The organism is Symplocastrum torsivum (assembly GCF_059505465.1).
This window is the reverse complement of the sequence record NZ_JCACKQ010000121.1, coordinates 54244-69963: the sequence shown is the minus strand read 5'-3', so window position 1 is coordinate 69963 and position 15720 is coordinate 54244. Positions and strand designations below refer to the sequence as shown.

The following is a 15720-nucleotide window of genomic DNA, read 5'->3' as shown; positions in this document are numbered from 1 at the left end:
TACTTCCTGGGGCAGCTTTTTGCGATCACTCTCAAAGATTAATTGATGGCATGCTAGGGTCCGGGGTATCGCGTCTATTTTGGGCAAATAGGCTCAGTGATAGTACTTCTCCTATGTGGCGGAGATAAAAGTACCCAACAACAGGACATTCTTCGAGCGAGGGAATATTGGAGAGATTATGAAAGAAGTGAAAACCCAAAGAAGTAGGAGCTACCGCGAATATCTGATTTCATCTCTCAAAGCTCCTGAAAGGGCTGCTGGTTATATTGGGGTTATGTTGGAATTGGACGAAGAAGGTTTTGAACCTGAACTGCTCCGTTCGGCTCTCAAAGAGGTGATGGAAGCGCGTGAGCAGATGAACAATCTCTCGGAAGAAGCTAAACAGCGTTATGAGAAACTTGACAAGATGCTGTTAGAAACAAAAGGTGCTGAAATTTATAGTCTGATTGAATTTCTGGATGCACTGGGGTTTCGGATTGCGATCGCACCCAAAGATTAAGAGAGGAAAGCTAGCTGGAGGCGTTGCTACCACTGAATTTCTCCATGAGCAAGACGTTCCTCATAGTCTTCTAAATTCGGTAAGTAGTCAGCGAAGTCTGATTCAGCAATTTCTAGATTTCCTGTTTCGGAGAGTGACAGAAGCTGTTCACGGACGCGATCGCATCCGTTAGGTCATACAAGAAACCATTCTGTTTTCTTAGGAGAGGGATAGCGCTTTGTTTCAGTCTAGTAGATCGTATTGTGCAGAGAAAACGCGATCGCAAATTCATGGTATTACCTACCAAGCCAATTTAACTGGATACTGAGCAAATATCGGATCGCGACTAATCAGGACAGCATCTTCAACATTTGCCTGAGCAATCAATAGGCGGTCGAATGGGTCTTTGTGATGGGTCGGTAAGTTCTCCAGTGCTAAAACATCCGTAAGAGTAATAGGTAGCACTTCGATGTAATTAGTTTGCTGCTGGCTTTCAATAACTTGTGCCCAAGGCAGATTGAGTTTCAGTTTTCCTAATTGGAGCTTGATTTGCATTTCCCAGATGCTAGCAACACTTAGCAGTAAAGTGTTTGCCTGATCTTGACACAACTCTAGGGTCTTCTGTGAAAGCTTGGTTGGCTCACTATCCCACCAAATAAAGGTATGGGTATCCAGCAGCAACTTCATGCCTCCCCTATCCAGAATTCTTCAGGTAAAGGCTCATCAAAATCATCACTTGTCCAGATTGCTCCAGTGTGTAACCCTGCAATACGTGGTGTAGTTGGTGAGGCAATTGGTACTAGACGGGCAAGCGGAGTGCTACCTTCTGTCAGTACAATCTCCGTACCTTCAACCACTAAAGACAATAACTCCTTCAAGCTCATCTGTGCTTCACGCACATCAACTGTTTTCGTAGGCATTGCTAGTTCTCCAACATACAACTCAGAATAACTCCTGAATACGATTTCATACAGAAACCCTTGCAGCAATCTCCTGATAAAGAGAAAATGCGATCGCATCCTGAAGAGAACACACGCTTCGTCTACTCTTCCAGAACTTCAACCAAGTCTTCAATTGGAATATCAAATGCACGAGCTAGCTTTTGGATTGCCGTGAAGTCAGTCATTGCCATCGCTTCCCGCCGAGTGTAGCTAGCGACTGTGCTGTAGTTTACTCCCGAACGCTCGGCAACTTCCTTTAATGTCCAACCCTTCTCAGCAGCTAATTCTCGAATTCGCAGCCTAACTAGCCCCATTTTATCCTTGACAGAATATGCAATTGCATATTTAATCAAAATTGGCGTATAAGAGCGATCACCCCACAGCCTGGAAAACTTGAGGGCGATCGCCTTTCCTAACACAACCCACTTACGTGGGAAGGATAGGTCTATGATACCAACACCGCAGACTGGCAAGATGAAAAAGCTAGACCCCGCAACCTTTCGAGAAAAGGGGTGGCAGCTAATTACAGATAGGCAAGCGATTCGCTCGATACTTAAAGCTATTGGCGTCAATGATGACGATTACCGCTCTCTGTATGTCCTGACTGGGGTAGACAATACTGTCAGCATTACTCGTTTTTGCTCAAAATCTGGGCAAAACACGCTCGAACGCTTTGGAGTGAGCAAAATTTATCTAGGAAGCCTCTGATACTGCATGATTACTACAGGAATTCTCAATAACTTGCCTACTTTGGTCAAGCCAAACTTGAATTTGAGAGATTGCGGCAAATCCTGCCAAGAGACTGGTACAAAACCTAAGTGGGTGTAAAACATCGCTAGTTCCTGACCCAAACATTCGAGATAAAGTGGCAAAGTCGCCTCTTGAATTAGATGCTTCGCTAGAAAAGTACCTAAGCCACGCTTACGCCAAGCGGGTACAACCACCAAACTACTCAATTCTTGTGCGCCAGTGAAGTTACGCAACTGTCCGCAAGCCACCATATGTGCCTCCGATGCAATCACCCAGAATTGCTGCCAGCGCACCTGGGTTGGATCAAGTTTTTCAGACAAGACTAATTTGCGAATCGACCAAATATCCTTGGCAGAGGCACGGCGGAGAACAAGTCCTGGTGGTAACGATGAAGAACGCTCAGTCATCAACCTTTGAGGAATCATGTAGTGTTAGCGAAGCGATGATTATAGGTGATGCCAACAGGAATCGCTCACACTAGACAATTAAGTAATATTGCAATTGCCATAGTTAAGTAATAAATTGTCAAATTTGTCCAGCAGTATCAAAAGTATCCTTATTCTTATGAAGGCTGAACACAATAAACAGTTACAGGATTTAGGCACCTCAATAGGGAAGCAAACCTCTAAAGATTCCAGCAACTCTCCTTTAGTCGTTTCTCCCAACCGTGTAAGTCCTTGCATTAACAACTACAACTACTTGAAGTAATGATTGAAAAAATTTTGCTAACCGTCGCTGGTCGGGGACTGTGTGAAGAGATGCTCAATATGCTGATGGAGGTTCCCTTCATGCAAAAAGCATCAGTCACCGTCTTGCACGTTGTACCTCCTCAAGTCACAGCCGAAGCCATGTCCGCCAAGTTGGAACAGGGAGGCAAGATTCTGGCAGAGGCTGTCAAGTCTTTAAAAATAGACCCCAGCCGAATCACCCCTCGTCTCAAACAGGGAGACCCCAAAGACGTAGTACTCCAAGTCGCTGACGAAGAGGATTCTGACCTAATTATTATGGGTTCTAGAGGGCTAAAGCGATTAGAATCCATTTTGCAAAACTCAGTTAGCCAGTACGTTTTCCAATTGTCAGCCCGCCCCATGTTGTTGGTAAAAGACGATACTTATGTCAAAAAAGTTAGGCACGTCATGGTGGCAATGGATAAATCTGATGCAGCTAAACAAAGCTTAAACTTAGCCCTATCACTCATCAAAAACATTAATGGTAGTAAGCTATCTCTGGTTCATGTTAACCCTGATAGTCGCAAATCTAGCGAAGCCACAACGAATGCAGAAGACGATCCAGTTTTAGCCGCCGCCGCCGCTGAAGCGAAAAAGCAAGGGGTGGATTACCGTTGTATCAATAGTAGTGGTAAAGCAGGGCAAGAAATTTGCCGATTGGCGGAGGAAATGAATGTGGATTTGTTGATTCTTGGTTCTCCCGATCGCCGTCCTTCGATCGCCAAAACTCTACCCGATTTGGATAGATTATTGGGATCTTCCCTCTCAGACTACGTCCGGGTATATGCCAACTGTCCGGTTTTATTAGCACGCACGCTTGATTAAACCTAGCTTTGGGGATTGGTGATTGGGACAAATGAAATAGCGATTGTACGCGACTTCCTTTGGATAAGAATTCTTTCCCAGCCACCAGCCCCCAATCTCCAGTCGCAAAGCGCAACAAAAACCCCCACCTAGCTTAAAGCCAGGAATGGGGGTTTTGTTAACGGCAGATTGTAATTAATTTAATTTTTGTTGCTTTCGCGGCTAGCCGTTTGGATGTACAGAACCAACAGGAAAACTGTGGGAACCAGCACAAATAGAATGCTGGCAATAAACCCTAAATCGTTAACTTGCATTGAATCAGTGCCTCTAAATTGTTTTTAGCCCACTCCCTTAGGATATCATTAACGCTCTTATCGCATCGCAGCTATCTTGATTGAGTTTCACGGCTTTGTTTTTACACTTACTGGACCATTCACTAAGGCTTGGCAAGCTAAGCGGTAACTATCAGGCTTCTTCTTAAGTTTTCGTGTTTCTACTGGTGTCCGAGGTGAAAGATTGTCCACCCCTTCTACAATCTCAACAATGCAAGTACCGCATTGACCATAACCTCCACAATTCATCATTTTTCCTCTGAATGTGTAGATATCAACGCCATTTTGCAGAGCTTTCTCTCTTAAGTTAGCTCCATCAGCGGCAATGACCTCTTGGTCTTCCTTGACAAATTTGATATTAGCCATCACTTCTCCAGACTCTCAGCGTATCCTTATTTTATTAAGGAATGTTAAATAATTCTAAGTTCAGGAAACTGGAGAACGACTCCAACTAGGGTAAATCGAAAAGATTACTGTCAGGAAGATTGCTAATTGCCCGTTGCAGAGCAGCTAGCGCCCGATTGTAGTCAAGAATTGCATTGAGTCGGTTGACTCTAGCACGGGTTAGCTCAGTTTGCTGAGTAATCACCTCCGCTTGGGTACCAACCCCTGCCTGAAATCGTAGCCGTGCTAATCGTAAACTTTCTTGGGCTTGTTCCAGGGCAAAAGAAGCCGTTTGAATATTCTCCTCGTTGGCACTTAATTCAAAAAAGGCTTGTTCTACCTCTAAGCGTACCTGATTGCGTAGGTCAGCAAAACGGTTTTCTGCGATCGCAATATCAGTTTCCTCGGCTCTGGCTCTGGCTCTGGCTGCTCCAGCATCAAAAAAATTCCACTGCAACCGCGCCCCTAAAGTCAACCCATCCGCAGGTCCAAGGTCATCGTCCAATACCCCAAGGATATTGTAGCTAGCAAATAAACTTGCTTGAGGTCTGATCGCCGCTAGAGCTGCACGCCGTTGCTGTTGGCTAATATTTCGATTCGCTAGCTGCTGTTCCAACTCGGCTCGATTTTTCAGAGCCAAAATAATACTCTGTTCCAACGATAATTCCCAATCACCAGCCACTTCAATCGGGTCTGCCGCCGAGACTTCCACTGGCTGAGCTAAACTCAACAACTGAGTAAGCTGGCGTCGTCTAATTCGTTGCTGACTAACAGCTCTAATTAAACCTTGGTTTTCATTGGCGAGTTGCACCTGCGCCTGCAAGACATCAAATCGTGTACCTAATCCCGCTTGTTCCAGCAACTGGGCATCGCGTAAACTCCGGGCAGCATCAGTTACAGCGGCTTGGGAAATTTCAACTTGTGCATCAGCCTCCTGCAAATCGTAGTAGGAACGGGAGGTATCCAGGCGCAGTTGTTGAAAAATGCGTTCTACATCTAGCTGCTGGAAGCGCACCTGTTCTCGTGATGCCCGGATATTGGCTGAACGTCGCCCAGCCGTCAATAGGTCATAACTCAATTCCACCGTTCCATTGAAGGATGTTGAAGTCGTATCATCGTCAATATCTTGAGATAATGGATTGTTCGCTTGTGCCTCATCAATGCCTAGCTCCCTACTTGCAGAATCGGAGCGAGTAAAATCTGCACTAAACGATGCTGTCGGATACTCAGCAGCTAAAGCTTCTTGTAGCTGAGCCTGGGAGCGTTCTAAGGTTAGTCTGGCTTCTGCGAGATCTCGATTATTACGCTGCGCCAGTTCGAGCGCCTGTTGTAGGGTAATCGGCTGTGTGGTTTGAACTTGGACTTCCTCCGCTTCAGTAGGGAACAGTAGCGGATTAGCGCTAGGGTTGAGAAATTCTGGTGCTGAACCCTGGTTTCCTGGTGGGGATTGGGCAATGTCAGATGCTGGAGACTGAACAATTGTTGGCGCAACGATATCCTGTGAGGTTTCAGCCACGTCGGGATTATTGGCTGTGTTTTCCTCTAGGCGATCTGCTTGCAGCAGCGCTGAACGTAGCGGTTCCGCTTCGCTAACGCGATCGCGTCCTACTTGCTCAGTTAGAGTCGCTGACGCTTGGCTAACACTATCAAATTTTTCTTTTTCGTCACCAACCCATTCAGGGATTTGTAACTCATTGACAGAAACACTCTCCTCTTCAGCTTCCTTAGCTTCCGCACTTGTGCCACTCTCATCTGAGTCTGTAAGTGAATGATTCGGGACAAGGTTACTTTCTTGAGTATCTGCCTCTGTCGGCACCTCATCGTCTGAGATGACAACCGATGGATTGAGTTCATCGTCCTCCTCAGCTTCTCTTCGGTCAGCCTCTTGTGAGTCTTGAGAAAATTCTACCTCTGGCTTGGCATCCTGGCTTTGGGCCCGATGACTCTGAGGCTCACTAATCAATGGAATATCTTTTGAGGTTCCAGGCTCTATATAGCTCAAAGCGATCGCAGCCCCAACGCCTAAAGCCACGAAATGACGAACACTTGGCATAAGTTCTAAATTTTGGTCTTTAGCTTAAAAGAACTAATCTTCTTGCAGGATTTGCAACCCTTTGCAGAATAATCCCAAGCCTGTGTACTTGGCAAACGATCACAGGAGCTTAGTTTGGCAAAGAGACATAGCTTGAGAAATTCAGAAATTCTCTCACACCCCGTAGACACTCCGCAGCCGTACTAAATTTTTTAATCTTTGTAATCATAAAAAATTCTTTGGGATAAGCCGACAGGCGTTTCTGCTTGGCAGTCACTTTGGTAGCGTTCTTTCTCTAGTTGCTCCTTGATCCATTCAATATCTGACCGAAGACCACTCAAGCATTGCTGTCCCACACTCTTCTGGTAGGGGTCAGTGAGTGCCTGATGTTCAACCTCAAAACTTTCAAGGCGTAGCTGACAGACATTTAAGCGATGCTCCAGTAATTTAATCCGTTCAGCGGGTTCTAGGTTGCCGAAGAAGAAAAACTTGATGAAAAAGCGAGAACGACTGTTCACCCAACTTTCGTGGGGATGCTCAATCATCTTTTGATGCCATCGTTGATGCCCCTTGTCAGTTATACAGTAGGTTTTGCGACTTAACCCGGTTTCTGTCTGGTCTGTTACTAGGGTCGCGATTTCTCCTCGTTCCTCTAGACGCCTCAATAAGGGATAGATTGCACCATAGTTCACACTGATACTACTACTCATAAACAGCTCTAACTGCTGCTTCAAACGGTAGCCGTGCAGCGGTTCACACTGAAGTAGACCTAAAGTTGCTAGTTCAAGCATTCATTTATCTATACCAGACTGATATACTATCGGAAAATATGCGCGTTCAGTCTACATTGCTTTAATTAGTTTTTCAAAACTGGAATAATCACCCTACGTTTGACGTTCAACAACTCAGCCAACCAAGGCAAGTGCAATGGCTAAACTCGGTGCCTCACTTTCTGGTAAATCTCTAGGTATAGTACTTCTACTTTTATTTCTAACCGGGGCTTGTAGTCGCGGTGAAGCTCCTCCAGGTGCAGCAGGAGGCGCACCTCCAGGAGTTCCGGTGAAACTTCAGGAGGTGGAAACAGGTACGATTGAGGAAAGCACTGAGATTGTTGGCTCACTAGAAGCCGATCGCTCGGTGATTTTGCGACCTGTTATAGAGGGTCGAGTCACTCAAATTTTTGTCTCAGAAGGAAGCCGCGTTGCCGCTGGCGCTCCAGTTGTGCAACTGAAGCCTGATAAAGGTCAGGCAGAAGTGACGGGTGCGATCGCAAATGTCAATGCACAACGAGCGGCGTTAAACAATGCCCAAGCTCAAATCAGTGCCGCAGAGGCGGAACGAGTCAGTGCAGAGGCTGACTTGCAACTTCAAAACGATCAATTTCAGCGGATTTCAACTCTTGTTGCTCAAGGAGCAATAGCAAGGCAACAGTTAGACCAAGTGAGACGCGATCGCGACGCTGCTCGTGCCGACCTAAACGCTGCCACAGAGAGAGTTCGAGCGGCTAGAGCAACGTTAGATCAGGAAAATTCTGCCCTCCAGCAAACCCAAGCCCAAGCTAACCTTGCGGGTGAAGAACTACAAGATACCAGAGTGGCTGCCCCGATTGCTGGTGTTGTTGGTGATGTCACAGTGAAGCTAGGCGACTTCGTTAATACGAGTAGCACCCTGACGACGATTATCCAAAATCAATCATTAAGCCTCAACATCACCATTCCAGTTGAACGCGCCTCTCAATTGCGCGTTGGGCTTCCTGTACAGCTAACTGGACCAAAAGACGAGGCTACCATCGGCACAGGTCGAATTAGCTTTGTCTCACCTCAAGTCAATTCCCAATCCCAGGCTATCCTCGCCAAAGCCACCTTTCCCAACCCGGAAGGTAACCTACGAGACGGACAGTTAGTAAGATCTAGGGTGATTTGGAATAGAAGTCCCGGTGTTTCCATCCCCACAACAGCCATATCGCGTGTAGCTGGGCAGACTTTTGTTTTTGTTGCACAACAACCGCAAGGAGAATCCAAACTCATCGCTCGTCAAAAGCCTGTGAAACTAGGCGAAATTCAAGGTAACAATTACCAGGTCATTGAAGGATTGCAAGCCGGAGAAAAAATCATCGTTTCTGGCATTCTCAATTTGTCTGATGGCGCTCCCATCATCCCTCAGTCATAAAGGGAATTGGGAACTAGGGAAGTAGGCACGGGGAACTGAGTACTATCCAATCCCCAATCCCCAATCCCCAATCCCCAATCCCCAATCCCAATCCCCAATCCCCAACCACTAATCCCCTACTTCCATGTTTGTTGATTTTTTCATTAAGCGACCTGTCTTCTCTACGGTCTGCGGTTTGATCATCTTACTGGTAGGAGCAATCAGTATTCCCACTCTACCGATTGCACAGTTTCCAGATATCAGCCCAACTCAAGTCAGCGTTACGTCTAACTACAGTGGGGCAAGTGCTGAAGTCGTAGAAAACGCTGTCACGAACATCATAGAACGAGAAATCAATGGGGTCGAAGGCATGAAATACATGACTTCGAGCAGCAGTAATGATGGCACCAGTACAATTACAATCACGTTTGACCCCTCGCGGGACAAAGATATTGCTGCTGTCGATGTTCAGAACCGAGTGTCTATCGCCCAACCCCGATTGCCACAATCTGTTCAACAAACTGGCGTTCGGGTCAGCAAAGAGTCCAGCAACATCCTCATGGCGATCGGACTCTATACGGAAAATGGTCAGTACGACAACACCTTTTTAAGTAACTACGCTGACATTTACCTGGTAGATGCCCTGAAACGGCAGAAGGGTGTTGGAAATGTCCAGATTTTTGGTGAGCGCAAATATTCAATGCGCGTGTGGCTAGACCCGAATCGTCTTGCCAGTCGGAGTCTAACGCCTCAGGATGTAGTCGATGCGCTCAATGAGCAGAACCTACAGGTCGGTGCTGGGGGGATTGGTCAGCAGCCAGCACCTGAGGGACAAATGTATCAACTTGATCTACGGGCGGTCAGCCGACTCACTGATGCCTCCCAATTTGAGGAAGTTGTCCTAAAGACTGGTGATGATGGCACGCTTGTCAAGCTTAAAGATGTCGGTCGGGCTGAACTTGGGGCAGAAAATTACAGCACATTCCTGCGATTTCGGGGTAATGACGCTGTCGGTTTGGGGATAAATCAACTTCCCGGCAGTAATGCCTTGGATGTTGCCCGTGCTGTGAAAACAGAAATGCAAACCCTTGCCAAGACGTTTCCGCCTGGATTGAAATATACGGTGGCGTTTGACACAACAAATTATGTGGAAACGTCTCTAAGCGAGGTACTGATTACGCTCTTGATTGCGATCGCGCTGGTCGTCTTAATCATTTTTCTGTTCCTACAAGACTGGCGCGCCACCCTGATTCCGTCGATTACAATTCCCCTGGCTTTGATTGGTACGTTTGCCTTTATTAAGGTCTTTGGATTTTCGATCAATAGCTTGTCCCTGTTTGGTCTAACCCTGGCAACAGGTATGGTGGTTGACGATGCGATTGTTGTGGTCGAGGATATCTCAACGTTTATTCAAAAGGGGATGAGTCCTCGTCAAGCTGCGACTGAAGCCATGCATGAGTTGTTTGGCGCAGTCATTGCCACCTCACTCGTACTGATGGCGGTGTTTGTACCCGTGGCATTCTTCCCTGGTACAACGGGAGCACTTTATAAACAATTCGCGCTGACGATCGCTTTTTCGATCGCGATTTCGACCTTTCTTGCCCTAAGCCTTACACCTTCCCTCTCAGGACTCATGCTGCGTCAGGGGCAAGCACCACGCGGTTGGATGGGTTGGATTTTTGGTCGGATTAATGGGTTCCTGGATTGGACAAGACGAGGATATCAGCGATCACTAACTTTTTTGACCCGCTTTAAAGCCGTCGTCATGGGGCTATTTATCCTGTCCTTGGGGGCAACCGTTTGGCTTTTCCTCAGCGTGCCTACAGGATTTCTCCCTGAAGAAGACCAAGGCTATTTCATCACAATTGTCCAAGGACCAGAGGGGGTTTCTTTAAACTACACCAGCGAAGTCGTCAACCAAGTCGAAGAAATCATCCTGAAAGAGCCTGAAGTTGTCGGAACTTTCGCGGTAGGTGGCTTTAGTTTCAGCGGTAATACTGCCAACAGTGCCTTAATTTTTACGACCCTTAAACCTTGGGATGAGCGTAAAAGACCAGACCAGGCAGTCCAGGCGATTATCGGTAAATTATTTGGAGCGTTCGCGGCGATTCCCGAAGCGAGAATTTTCCCCGTTAATCCACCTGCTATTCAGGGTTTGGGCAGCTTTGGCGGCTTTAGCTTTCAGTTGCAAGACCGCAGAGGAAACGAAAGTTTAGAGCCTTTGCTTCAATCTTTCGGTCAAATCCTTGGGCAAGCTAATCAGCCGGGTAGTGGATTATCACAGGTGTTCAGTACGTTTGCCGCGAACACACCTCAGCTTTTAGTCGAAGTAGACCGCAACCAAGCCAAGGCGCTGCAAGTCGATATTGATGATATTTTCAACACCCTACAAACGTTATTAGGTTCGCAGTATGTGAACGACTTCACTTTACAGCAACGGAATTATCGCGTGTATGTCCAAGCAGATAGCGAGTTTCGCTCAAATCCAGAGGACATCAATAATCTGTACGTTCGTTCTGCAAGCGATCAGATGATTCCTTTGGGCAATCTCGTAAAAGTGACAACAACAACTGGGGCACAAACGATTAACCACTACAACCTATTCCGGTCTATTGAAATAACGGGTTCGCCAGCCCCTGGTTCTAGTTCGGGACAGGCAATTCAAGCGATGGAGAATCTGGCGGCGAAAGTGTTGACACCAGGATTGGGTTACGAATGGTCAGGGACTTCTGCCGAAGAGTTAGAGTCAGGTGGTCAAGCGCCAATTATCTTCGGGTTGGGACTTGTGTTCGTGTTCTTGGTACTGGCGGCTCAGTACGAAAACTTCATTGACCCCGTGATTATTATGCTCACAGTCCCTTTAGCAATTTTCGGGGCACTGTTGGCGCAGTCGATGCGGGGTTTAGTCAATGATGTCTATTGCCAGATTGGTCTAGTGATGCTGATTGGTCTAGCGAGTAAGAATGCGATTCTGATTGTGGAATTTGCCAACCAGTTGCGAGAGCAAGGGCTTTCGCTTACGAAGGCGGCGATTGAGGCTTCGGAACAACGCTTGCGTCCAATTCTCATGACTGCCTTATCTACTCTCTTGGGTATTTTTCCTTTGGCAATTGCAACCGGAGCAGGAGCAGGTAGCCGTCAATCTCTAGGTACAGCGGTATTTGGTGGAATGTTGATCGCTACGTTCTTGAGTTTGTTTGTAGTGCCTATTTTGTACATCGTAGTCAAGTCATTTAGCGATCGCTTTAAAGGCGGTGGTAAGTCCAACAAGACGAGACAATCAAAACGCCAAGCCTCTTCTCTAACTGCTGGTGAAGCGATGGCTGACGGGAAAGCCCTAAGGAGTCAAACAGGAGAGTAGAGCCTGTTTGGGCTTAGTATCTGTGAAACAGCGCTACTACTCAGGAAAACAAAAAAGCTGATGGCTGATAGCTGAGCGCTAACTGCTATATTGAACATACCAAAAGCGATCGCCTTCTAAGAGTTAAAGTGCGATCGCTTTTTTGTAACTTACTTAAGTTTGTTTTGAGCAACTTCAAAAAGAGTTATAAACAGGGAATGTTTTTACACTCAGTAGCAATTAATTAACGTCTTACCTAGCCGTTAATTTTTTCTATTGACTCTTGATTCCCTTTCACTGCCCCTTTTTTGAAGTGAAGCAACCATCTGACGTCTAACGGCACTCGCCCAAACGTCAAAATTAAAGCGGTCAAGGCTATCGTTAAACGATGTATCGAGACAATTGCTGGGTTGTTGTTTAATCGAGTTATTCATGTTAAACCTTGGCTAGAAGCCGTTAAAACGATGAGCCTAGAAGTCAGGCAGTAGTAGCTATGCCTATCCCAAATCGCTTTCAGGGCACCTACCACGAGTGCAACTGAACTTTATTTATAAATTGAGAAATCAGCTAGTCCTATTTTTTAGGGCAAGAGCGCCTTCTCTCTCTACCTTAAAACACAATCTCTATCTACCTATGTAGAGAATACATTACGTTAATGCAATTACTGCATTAAGCAGACGTATAGCCCTCCTGGCTGTACGTTTCCATACTTGGGATAGGTATAGGCAAGTTTCCCCAACCACAGGAGGTATGTCGTTCGCTAGAGGGAACAACGACTGGCTTCATCTAATTTTTTATAAGGTAGATAGCTTGCTAACTTAATCAAGAGCCATTCAATGAATTCTGAAGAAAAGCCACTAATTAATCTATCAATTCACGAAAGCTCTGACCCAGAGATGCTTGAACGTGATGCCGAATCAAAAACTGGTAGCAAGCCAAATGACCAAGCCTCTAGTGAGGATAAGCCTGAGGGGATAGAGCCTGACTCTGATGTCATCTACGATGACAGGATAGCGGAGCGAACGCTAAATGTTGCTTCCCCAAATGCGGCAGCGATTGAATCAGGGATAACAGAAATTTAAAAGTTGCGATCGCTTTTGTCGTCCTACTTTCATCGGATTGATCACACGGCTATTTCATCGCTGCTGATTTCCAATTTCTTACACAAGGGGCTAGGGTAATTAAATCTTCAATATTGCGTTGCATGGTGGCGCAAATTGTGTCTAAGGGCAAGTCATTGGCATCATAACCAAAAGGATTTTCGATTTCGATACCAATTTCCTCAATCCCAAATACAGCAAAACTAATCAAACCCGACACAAAACCCGTCCACCCATTCAAGCCATCAACGAGTTGAAAGGGTAGGGAGAGGCAATAGATTAACAACAACTGCTTCAGGTGAATGGAATAAGCTAAAGGAATCGGAGTTTTCAAAATTCGCTCACAAGCCCCTAAAACATCTACCATCGTATCGAGTAGCTTAAGCATACCCGTGAGTTGATAAGTATTGAGATAACCTCGCCTCTGCTGTTCTTGGAGATAGTCTCCAATCCAAAAAGCAATTTCTAGAGGTGGATGATTCATCGTTTTGAGCAGTTGATATTGCTCTTGTGACATCAACGCCTCTAGCTCACTGTTTACTGGCTCTCCTCGAAGATGTAACTTAATAGAAACAGCAAAAGCCACTAACAATCTCAGTGTCGTCACTTTTGCTGTTCGATCTTCTGGCGTATGTTCTTCAATCGCTCCCCAAATCTGCCGAGCAAAATTACGGACTGTATTCACCAAAGTTCCCCAGGCTTTACGACCTTCCCAAAACCGTTCGTAAGCTGTATTTGTCCGAAAAACCAATAGTAAACCTAAGACAATGCTAGGAACAACTCCACTCAAAACTGACAAGGATACAGAAAAACCAAAGTGGTGAAGTATTGAAATAAAAACGCCAAAGACACTGGACAAAAGGACTCTGGGAAGAATAGAGGGAATAACTGACCCTTGTAAACGTAAAGCGACTCGAAACCAGTGATTCTTCTTCCAATCTGTATCATTGCTCAGTTTTGACTTAGCCATATTTGCTCTATCGCATATCGTATCCAAACAAATTGGGGTCAACTTCACCCAAGTTTAAATCATTCAAACCATACTCTTCCCAACGTCGTTCTACCATTGCAGCAACATCTGGATCTGATTCTAAAGTTGCACCCCATTCATGGTCAGTTTCTGGAGGCATTTTTGTTGTTGCATCAATTCCCATGCGACCACCTAAGCCAATTTTTTCGCTAGCAAAGTCCAGGCTATCAAACGGTGTACTGGGCAAAATAAAGACATCCCGCACAGGGTCAACTTTAGAACTAATTGCCCAAACAACTTGACGTGGATCGCGAATATTAATCGTTTTATCAACAACAATCACAAACTTTGTGTAAGTAAATTGTGGTAAAGCACTCCAGAACGCCAATGCCGCACGTCGCGCTTGTCCGGGGTAGGCTTTATCAATGGAAATAATTGCCGCTTTGTAGCTGAGGGCTTCCATTGGTAGGAAAAAGTCAACAATTTCTGTGACTTGTTGCCGCAGAATCGGAGTATAGATGCGGTTAAGTGCGATCGCCATCATCGCTTCTTCTTTCGGTGGACGTCCACTGAACGTTGTAAGATAAATCGGGTCTTTGCGGTGTGTCATGCAGTGGAAGCGAATCAACGGCGAATCCTCTACCCCACCGTAATACCCCATATGGTCACCGAATGGGCCATCTGGCAGTATTTCCCCTGGCGTAATCGTCCCTTCTAGGACAAATTCCGAATCGGCTGGTACTTCTAGATCCACCGTCTTACATTTAGCTAGCTGAACGCCAGAACCGCCATATAGTCCAGCAAATAGCCATTCTGATAAGTCAACCGGAATCGGTGTCGCGGCTGCCATGATAATTAAGGGGTCAACACCAAGTGCGATCGCAATTTCTAACTTTTTCCCTTGTTCAGCCGCCTTCCGCAAATGCCTTGCACCACCCCGCACGGATAGCCAATGCACCGTCATTGTGTTGCGTGATTGTAGTTGCAGGCGATATACCCCAACATTCGCGGTTCCCGTCTCACAATCTTTAGTAATGACTAACCCCAACGTGACAATCTTCCCGGCATCACCTGGGTATGGGCGAATCAGTGGTAACTCCGTCAAATCCACATCATCGCCTTGAGTCACAACTTGCTGGCAAGCTGGGAAAAAATCACGTCCTGGCTTGGCTTTCACCACATCAAATAAGATTTTGCCAAACTCTACCGCCTGGGAAATCTTTTTCGGTGGCTTCGGCTGTTGCAGCATCCCTAGCTTCTTACCCAGTTCCTCAAGTTCCTCTGGGTGCTGCATATTCATTGCCCAACAAATCCGTTCCACCGTACCCATCAGGTTCACGGCTACCGGATAAGATGCCCCTTTGACATTTTCAAACAACAAGCCGGGGCCACCGCGTTGCAGCATCCGGTTGGAAATCTCCGCAATTTCCAAATCTGGGTCAACTAGAGTTGTAATTCTCCGTAATTGCCCGCGTTCCTCTAGTAGTTTGATGAATCCCCGCAAGTCTCTCGCCATAATTAGATATTAAGAAGTATGAAGCGCCATCTTTATATTATGAGGGGAATCCTAAATATGAGGATCGCCCTCTTTCAGCTCAGGAGTAAATCAGGACAACCATCGCAATCATGTTGGATAACCCCAGTGTGACACCCATTAATGATTCTGCCCTCATTGAGGAAATCAGCCTCTATATTTACCAAGCCATTCTCAAA

At 46.1% G+C, this 15720-nt stretch carries 17 protein-coding genes and 1 pseudogene; 8 read left to right on the top strand and 10 right to left on the bottom strand.

Annotated features, from left to right (window positions below; translation table 11 throughout):
* Positions 1–57 precede the first annotated feature (57 nt).
* From AC5JL3_RS29845 to AC5JL3_RS29835, 3 genes and pseudogenes are all read left to right on the top strand, one after another.
* Positions 58–207 (top strand): annotated as a pseudogene (locus AC5JL3_RS29845) (type II toxin-antitoxin system RelE/ParE family toxin); the annotation flags it as partial.
* Positions 179–499, top strand: coding sequence for a helix-turn-helix domain-containing transcriptional regulator (locus AC5JL3_RS29840; RefSeq protein WP_496077906.1), 321 nt, complete (start codon positions 179–181; stop codon positions 497–499). The pseudogene AC5JL3_RS29845 and the gene AC5JL3_RS29840, both read left to right, overlap by 29 nt.
* Positions 477–671: a hypothetical protein gene (locus tag AC5JL3_RS29835; protein ID WP_496077905.1), complete on the top strand. Its 195-nt coding sequence runs from the start codon at positions 477–479 to the stop codon at positions 669–671. The genes AC5JL3_RS29840 and AC5JL3_RS29835 overlap by 23 nt, the downstream gene beginning before the upstream one ends.
* A gap of 107 nt (positions 672–778) precedes the next feature.
* On the opposite strand, the gene AC5JL3_RS29830 is transcribed toward AC5JL3_RS29835, so the two are convergent.
* The 3 genes from AC5JL3_RS29830 to AC5JL3_RS29820 all read right to left on the bottom strand — a co-directional run bounded on the left by AC5JL3_RS29830 (position 779) and on the right by AC5JL3_RS29820 (position 1733).
* Positions 779–1165: a type II toxin-antitoxin system VapC family toxin gene (locus tag AC5JL3_RS29830; protein ID WP_496077904.1), complete on the bottom strand. Its 387-nt coding sequence runs from the start codon at positions 1163–1165 to the stop codon at positions 779–781.
* The gene (locus tag AC5JL3_RS29825) at positions 1162–1398 is read right to left on the bottom strand and encodes a type II toxin-antitoxin system Phd/YefM family antitoxin (protein ID WP_496077903.1); all 237 of its coding nucleotides are present in this window, start codon (positions 1396–1398) and stop codon (positions 1162–1164) included. Before AC5JL3_RS29825 ends, AC5JL3_RS29830 begins: the two co-directional genes overlap by 4 nt.
* 122 nt (positions 1399–1520) lie before the next feature.
* Positions 1521–1733 carry a helix-turn-helix domain-containing protein gene (locus tag AC5JL3_RS29820; protein ID WP_496078010.1) on the bottom strand — a complete coding sequence of 71 codons (213 nt, stop codon included), beginning with the start codon at positions 1731–1733 and terminating at the stop codon, positions 1521–1523.
* Between the two features lie 133 nt (positions 1734–1866).
* Between AC5JL3_RS29820 and AC5JL3_RS29815 the strand changes: the two genes are divergently transcribed.
* Complete coding sequence (locus AC5JL3_RS29815; protein ID WP_496077902.1) at positions 1867–2127, top strand: hypothetical protein; 261 nt, start codon at positions 1867–1869, stop codon at positions 2125–2127.
* Here AC5JL3_RS29815 and AC5JL3_RS29810 read toward each other — a convergent pair.
* Positions 2109–2594 carry a GNAT family N-acetyltransferase gene (locus AC5JL3_RS29810; protein WP_496077901.1) on the bottom strand — a complete coding sequence of 162 codons (486 nt, stop codon included), beginning with the start codon at positions 2592–2594 and terminating at the stop codon, positions 2109–2111. The two genes, AC5JL3_RS29815 and AC5JL3_RS29810, sit on opposite strands and share 19 nt — an antisense overlap.
* Before the next feature lie 282 nt (positions 2595–2876).
* Here AC5JL3_RS29810 and AC5JL3_RS29805 point away from each other — a divergent pair, with 282 nt between their 5' ends.
* Positions 2877–3722, top strand: coding sequence for a universal stress protein (locus AC5JL3_RS29805; RefSeq protein ID WP_496077900.1), 846 nt, complete (start codon positions 2877–2879; stop codon positions 3720–3722).
* A gap of 179 nt (positions 3723–3901) precedes the next feature.
* On the opposite strand, the gene psbM is transcribed toward AC5JL3_RS29805, so the two are convergent.
* From psbM to AC5JL3_RS29785, 4 genes are all read right to left on the bottom strand, one after another.
* Positions 3902–4015, bottom strand: a complete 114-nt coding sequence (gene psbM / locus AC5JL3_RS29800; protein WP_192218492.1) for a photosystem II reaction center protein PsbM — start codon at positions 4013–4015, stop codon at positions 3902–3904.
* A gap of 87 nt (positions 4016–4102) precedes the next feature.
* Complete coding sequence (locus AC5JL3_RS29795; RefSeq protein WP_496077899.1) at positions 4103–4399, bottom strand: 2Fe-2S iron-sulfur cluster-binding protein; 297 nt, start codon at positions 4397–4399, stop codon at positions 4103–4105.
* 85 nt (positions 4400–4484) lie between these two features.
* Complete coding sequence (locus AC5JL3_RS29790; protein ID WP_496077898.1) at positions 4485–6470, bottom strand: TolC family protein; 1986 nt, start codon at positions 6468–6470, stop codon at positions 4485–4487.
* Between the two features lie 191 nt (positions 6471–6661).
* A complete protein-coding gene (locus tag AC5JL3_RS29785; protein WP_496077897.1) occupies positions 6662–7240 on the bottom strand; it encodes a PadR family transcriptional regulator in 579 nt (192 codons plus the stop codon).
* 136 nt (positions 7241–7376) lie between these two features.
* On the opposite strand from AC5JL3_RS29785, the gene AC5JL3_RS29780 reads away from it, so the two are divergent.
* The 3 genes from AC5JL3_RS29780 to AC5JL3_RS29770 all read left to right on the top strand — a co-directional run bounded on the left by AC5JL3_RS29780 (position 7377) and on the right by AC5JL3_RS29770 (position 13019).
* On the top strand, positions 7377–8618 hold the full coding sequence (locus AC5JL3_RS29780) for an efflux RND transporter periplasmic adaptor subunit (RefSeq protein ID WP_496077896.1): 1242 nt from the start codon (positions 7377–7379) through the stop codon (positions 8616–8618).
* A gap of 124 nt (positions 8619–8742) precedes the next feature.
* Positions 8743–11958: an efflux RND transporter permease subunit gene (locus tag AC5JL3_RS29775; RefSeq protein ID WP_496077895.1), complete on the top strand. Its 3216-nt coding sequence runs from the start codon at positions 8743–8745 to the stop codon at positions 11956–11958.
* 815 nt (positions 11959–12773) lie between these two features.
* Complete coding sequence (locus tag AC5JL3_RS29770; RefSeq protein ID WP_496077894.1) at positions 12774–13019, top strand: hypothetical protein; 246 nt, start codon at positions 12774–12776, stop codon at positions 13017–13019.
* A gap of 49 nt (positions 13020–13068) precedes the next feature.
* On the opposite strand, the gene AC5JL3_RS29765 is transcribed toward AC5JL3_RS29770, so the two are convergent.
* Both AC5JL3_RS29765 and AC5JL3_RS29760 read right to left on the bottom strand, forming a co-directional pair.
* Positions 13069–14007: a bestrophin family protein gene (locus AC5JL3_RS29765; protein ID WP_496077893.1), complete on the bottom strand. Its 939-nt coding sequence runs from the start codon at positions 14005–14007 to the stop codon at positions 13069–13071.
* 7 nt (positions 14008–14014) lie between these two features.
* On the bottom strand, positions 14015–15523 hold the full coding sequence (locus AC5JL3_RS29760; protein ID WP_496077892.1) for a UbiD family decarboxylase: 1509 nt from the start codon (positions 15521–15523) through the stop codon (positions 14015–14017).
* Between the last annotated feature and the right edge of the window lie 197 nt (positions 15524–15720).

Bases quoted from the DNA above. Each gene is read 5' to 3' on its own strand.
- AC5JL3_RS29815 (WP_496077902.1), top strand. From the start codon at position 1,867: ATGATACCAACACCGCAGACTGGCAAGATGAAAAAGCTAGACCCCGCA.
- AC5JL3_RS29810 (WP_496077901.1), bottom strand. From the start codon at position 2,594: ATGATTCCTCAAAGGTTGATGACTGAGCGTTCTTCATCGTTACCACCA.
- AC5JL3_RS29760 (WP_496077892.1), bottom strand. From the start codon at position 15,523: ATGGCGAGAGACTTGCGGGGATTCATCAAACTACTAGAGGAACGCGGG.
- AC5JL3_RS29785 (WP_496077897.1), bottom strand. From the start codon at position 7,240: ATGCTTGAACTAGCAACTTTAGGTCTACTTCAGTGTGAACCGCTGCAC.
- AC5JL3_RS29770 (WP_496077894.1), top strand. From the start codon at position 12,774: ATGAATTCTGAAGAAAAGCCACTAATTAATCTATCAATTCACGAAAGC.
- AC5JL3_RS29820 (WP_496078010.1), bottom strand. From the start codon at position 1,733: ATGGGGCTAGTTAGGCTGCGAATTCGAGAATTAGCTGCTGAGAAGGGT.
- psbM (WP_192218492.1), bottom strand. From the start codon at position 4,015: ATGCAAGTTAACGATTTAGGGTTTATTGCCAGCATTCTATTTGTGCTG.
- AC5JL3_RS29825 (WP_496077903.1), bottom strand. From the start codon at position 1,398: ATGCCTACGAAAACAGTTGATGTGCGTGAAGCACAGATGAGCTTGAAG.
- AC5JL3_RS29775 (WP_496077895.1), top strand. From the start codon at position 8,743: ATGTTTGTTGATTTTTTCATTAAGCGACCTGTCTTCTCTACGGTCTGC.
- AC5JL3_RS29840 (WP_496077906.1), top strand. From the start codon at position 179: ATGAAAGAAGTGAAAACCCAAAGAAGTAGGAGCTACCGCGAATATCTG.
- AC5JL3_RS29765 (WP_496077893.1), bottom strand. From the start codon at position 14,007: ATGGCTAAGTCAAAACTGAGCAATGATACAGATTGGAAGAAGAATCAC.
- AC5JL3_RS29795 (WP_496077899.1), bottom strand. From the start codon at position 4,399: ATGGCTAATATCAAATTTGTCAAGGAAGACCAAGAGGTCATTGCCGCT.
- AC5JL3_RS29780 (WP_496077896.1), top strand. From the start codon at position 7,377: ATGGCTAAACTCGGTGCCTCACTTTCTGGTAAATCTCTAGGTATAGTA.
- AC5JL3_RS29830 (WP_496077904.1), bottom strand. From the start codon at position 1,165: ATGAAGTTGCTGCTGGATACCCATACCTTTATTTGGTGGGATAGTGAG.
- AC5JL3_RS29805 (WP_496077900.1), top strand. From the start codon at position 2,877: ATGATTGAAAAAATTTTGCTAACCGTCGCTGGTCGGGGACTGTGTGAA.
- AC5JL3_RS29790 (WP_496077898.1), bottom strand. From the start codon at position 6,470: ATGCCAAGTGTTCGTCATTTCGTGGCTTTAGGCGTTGGGGCTGCGATC.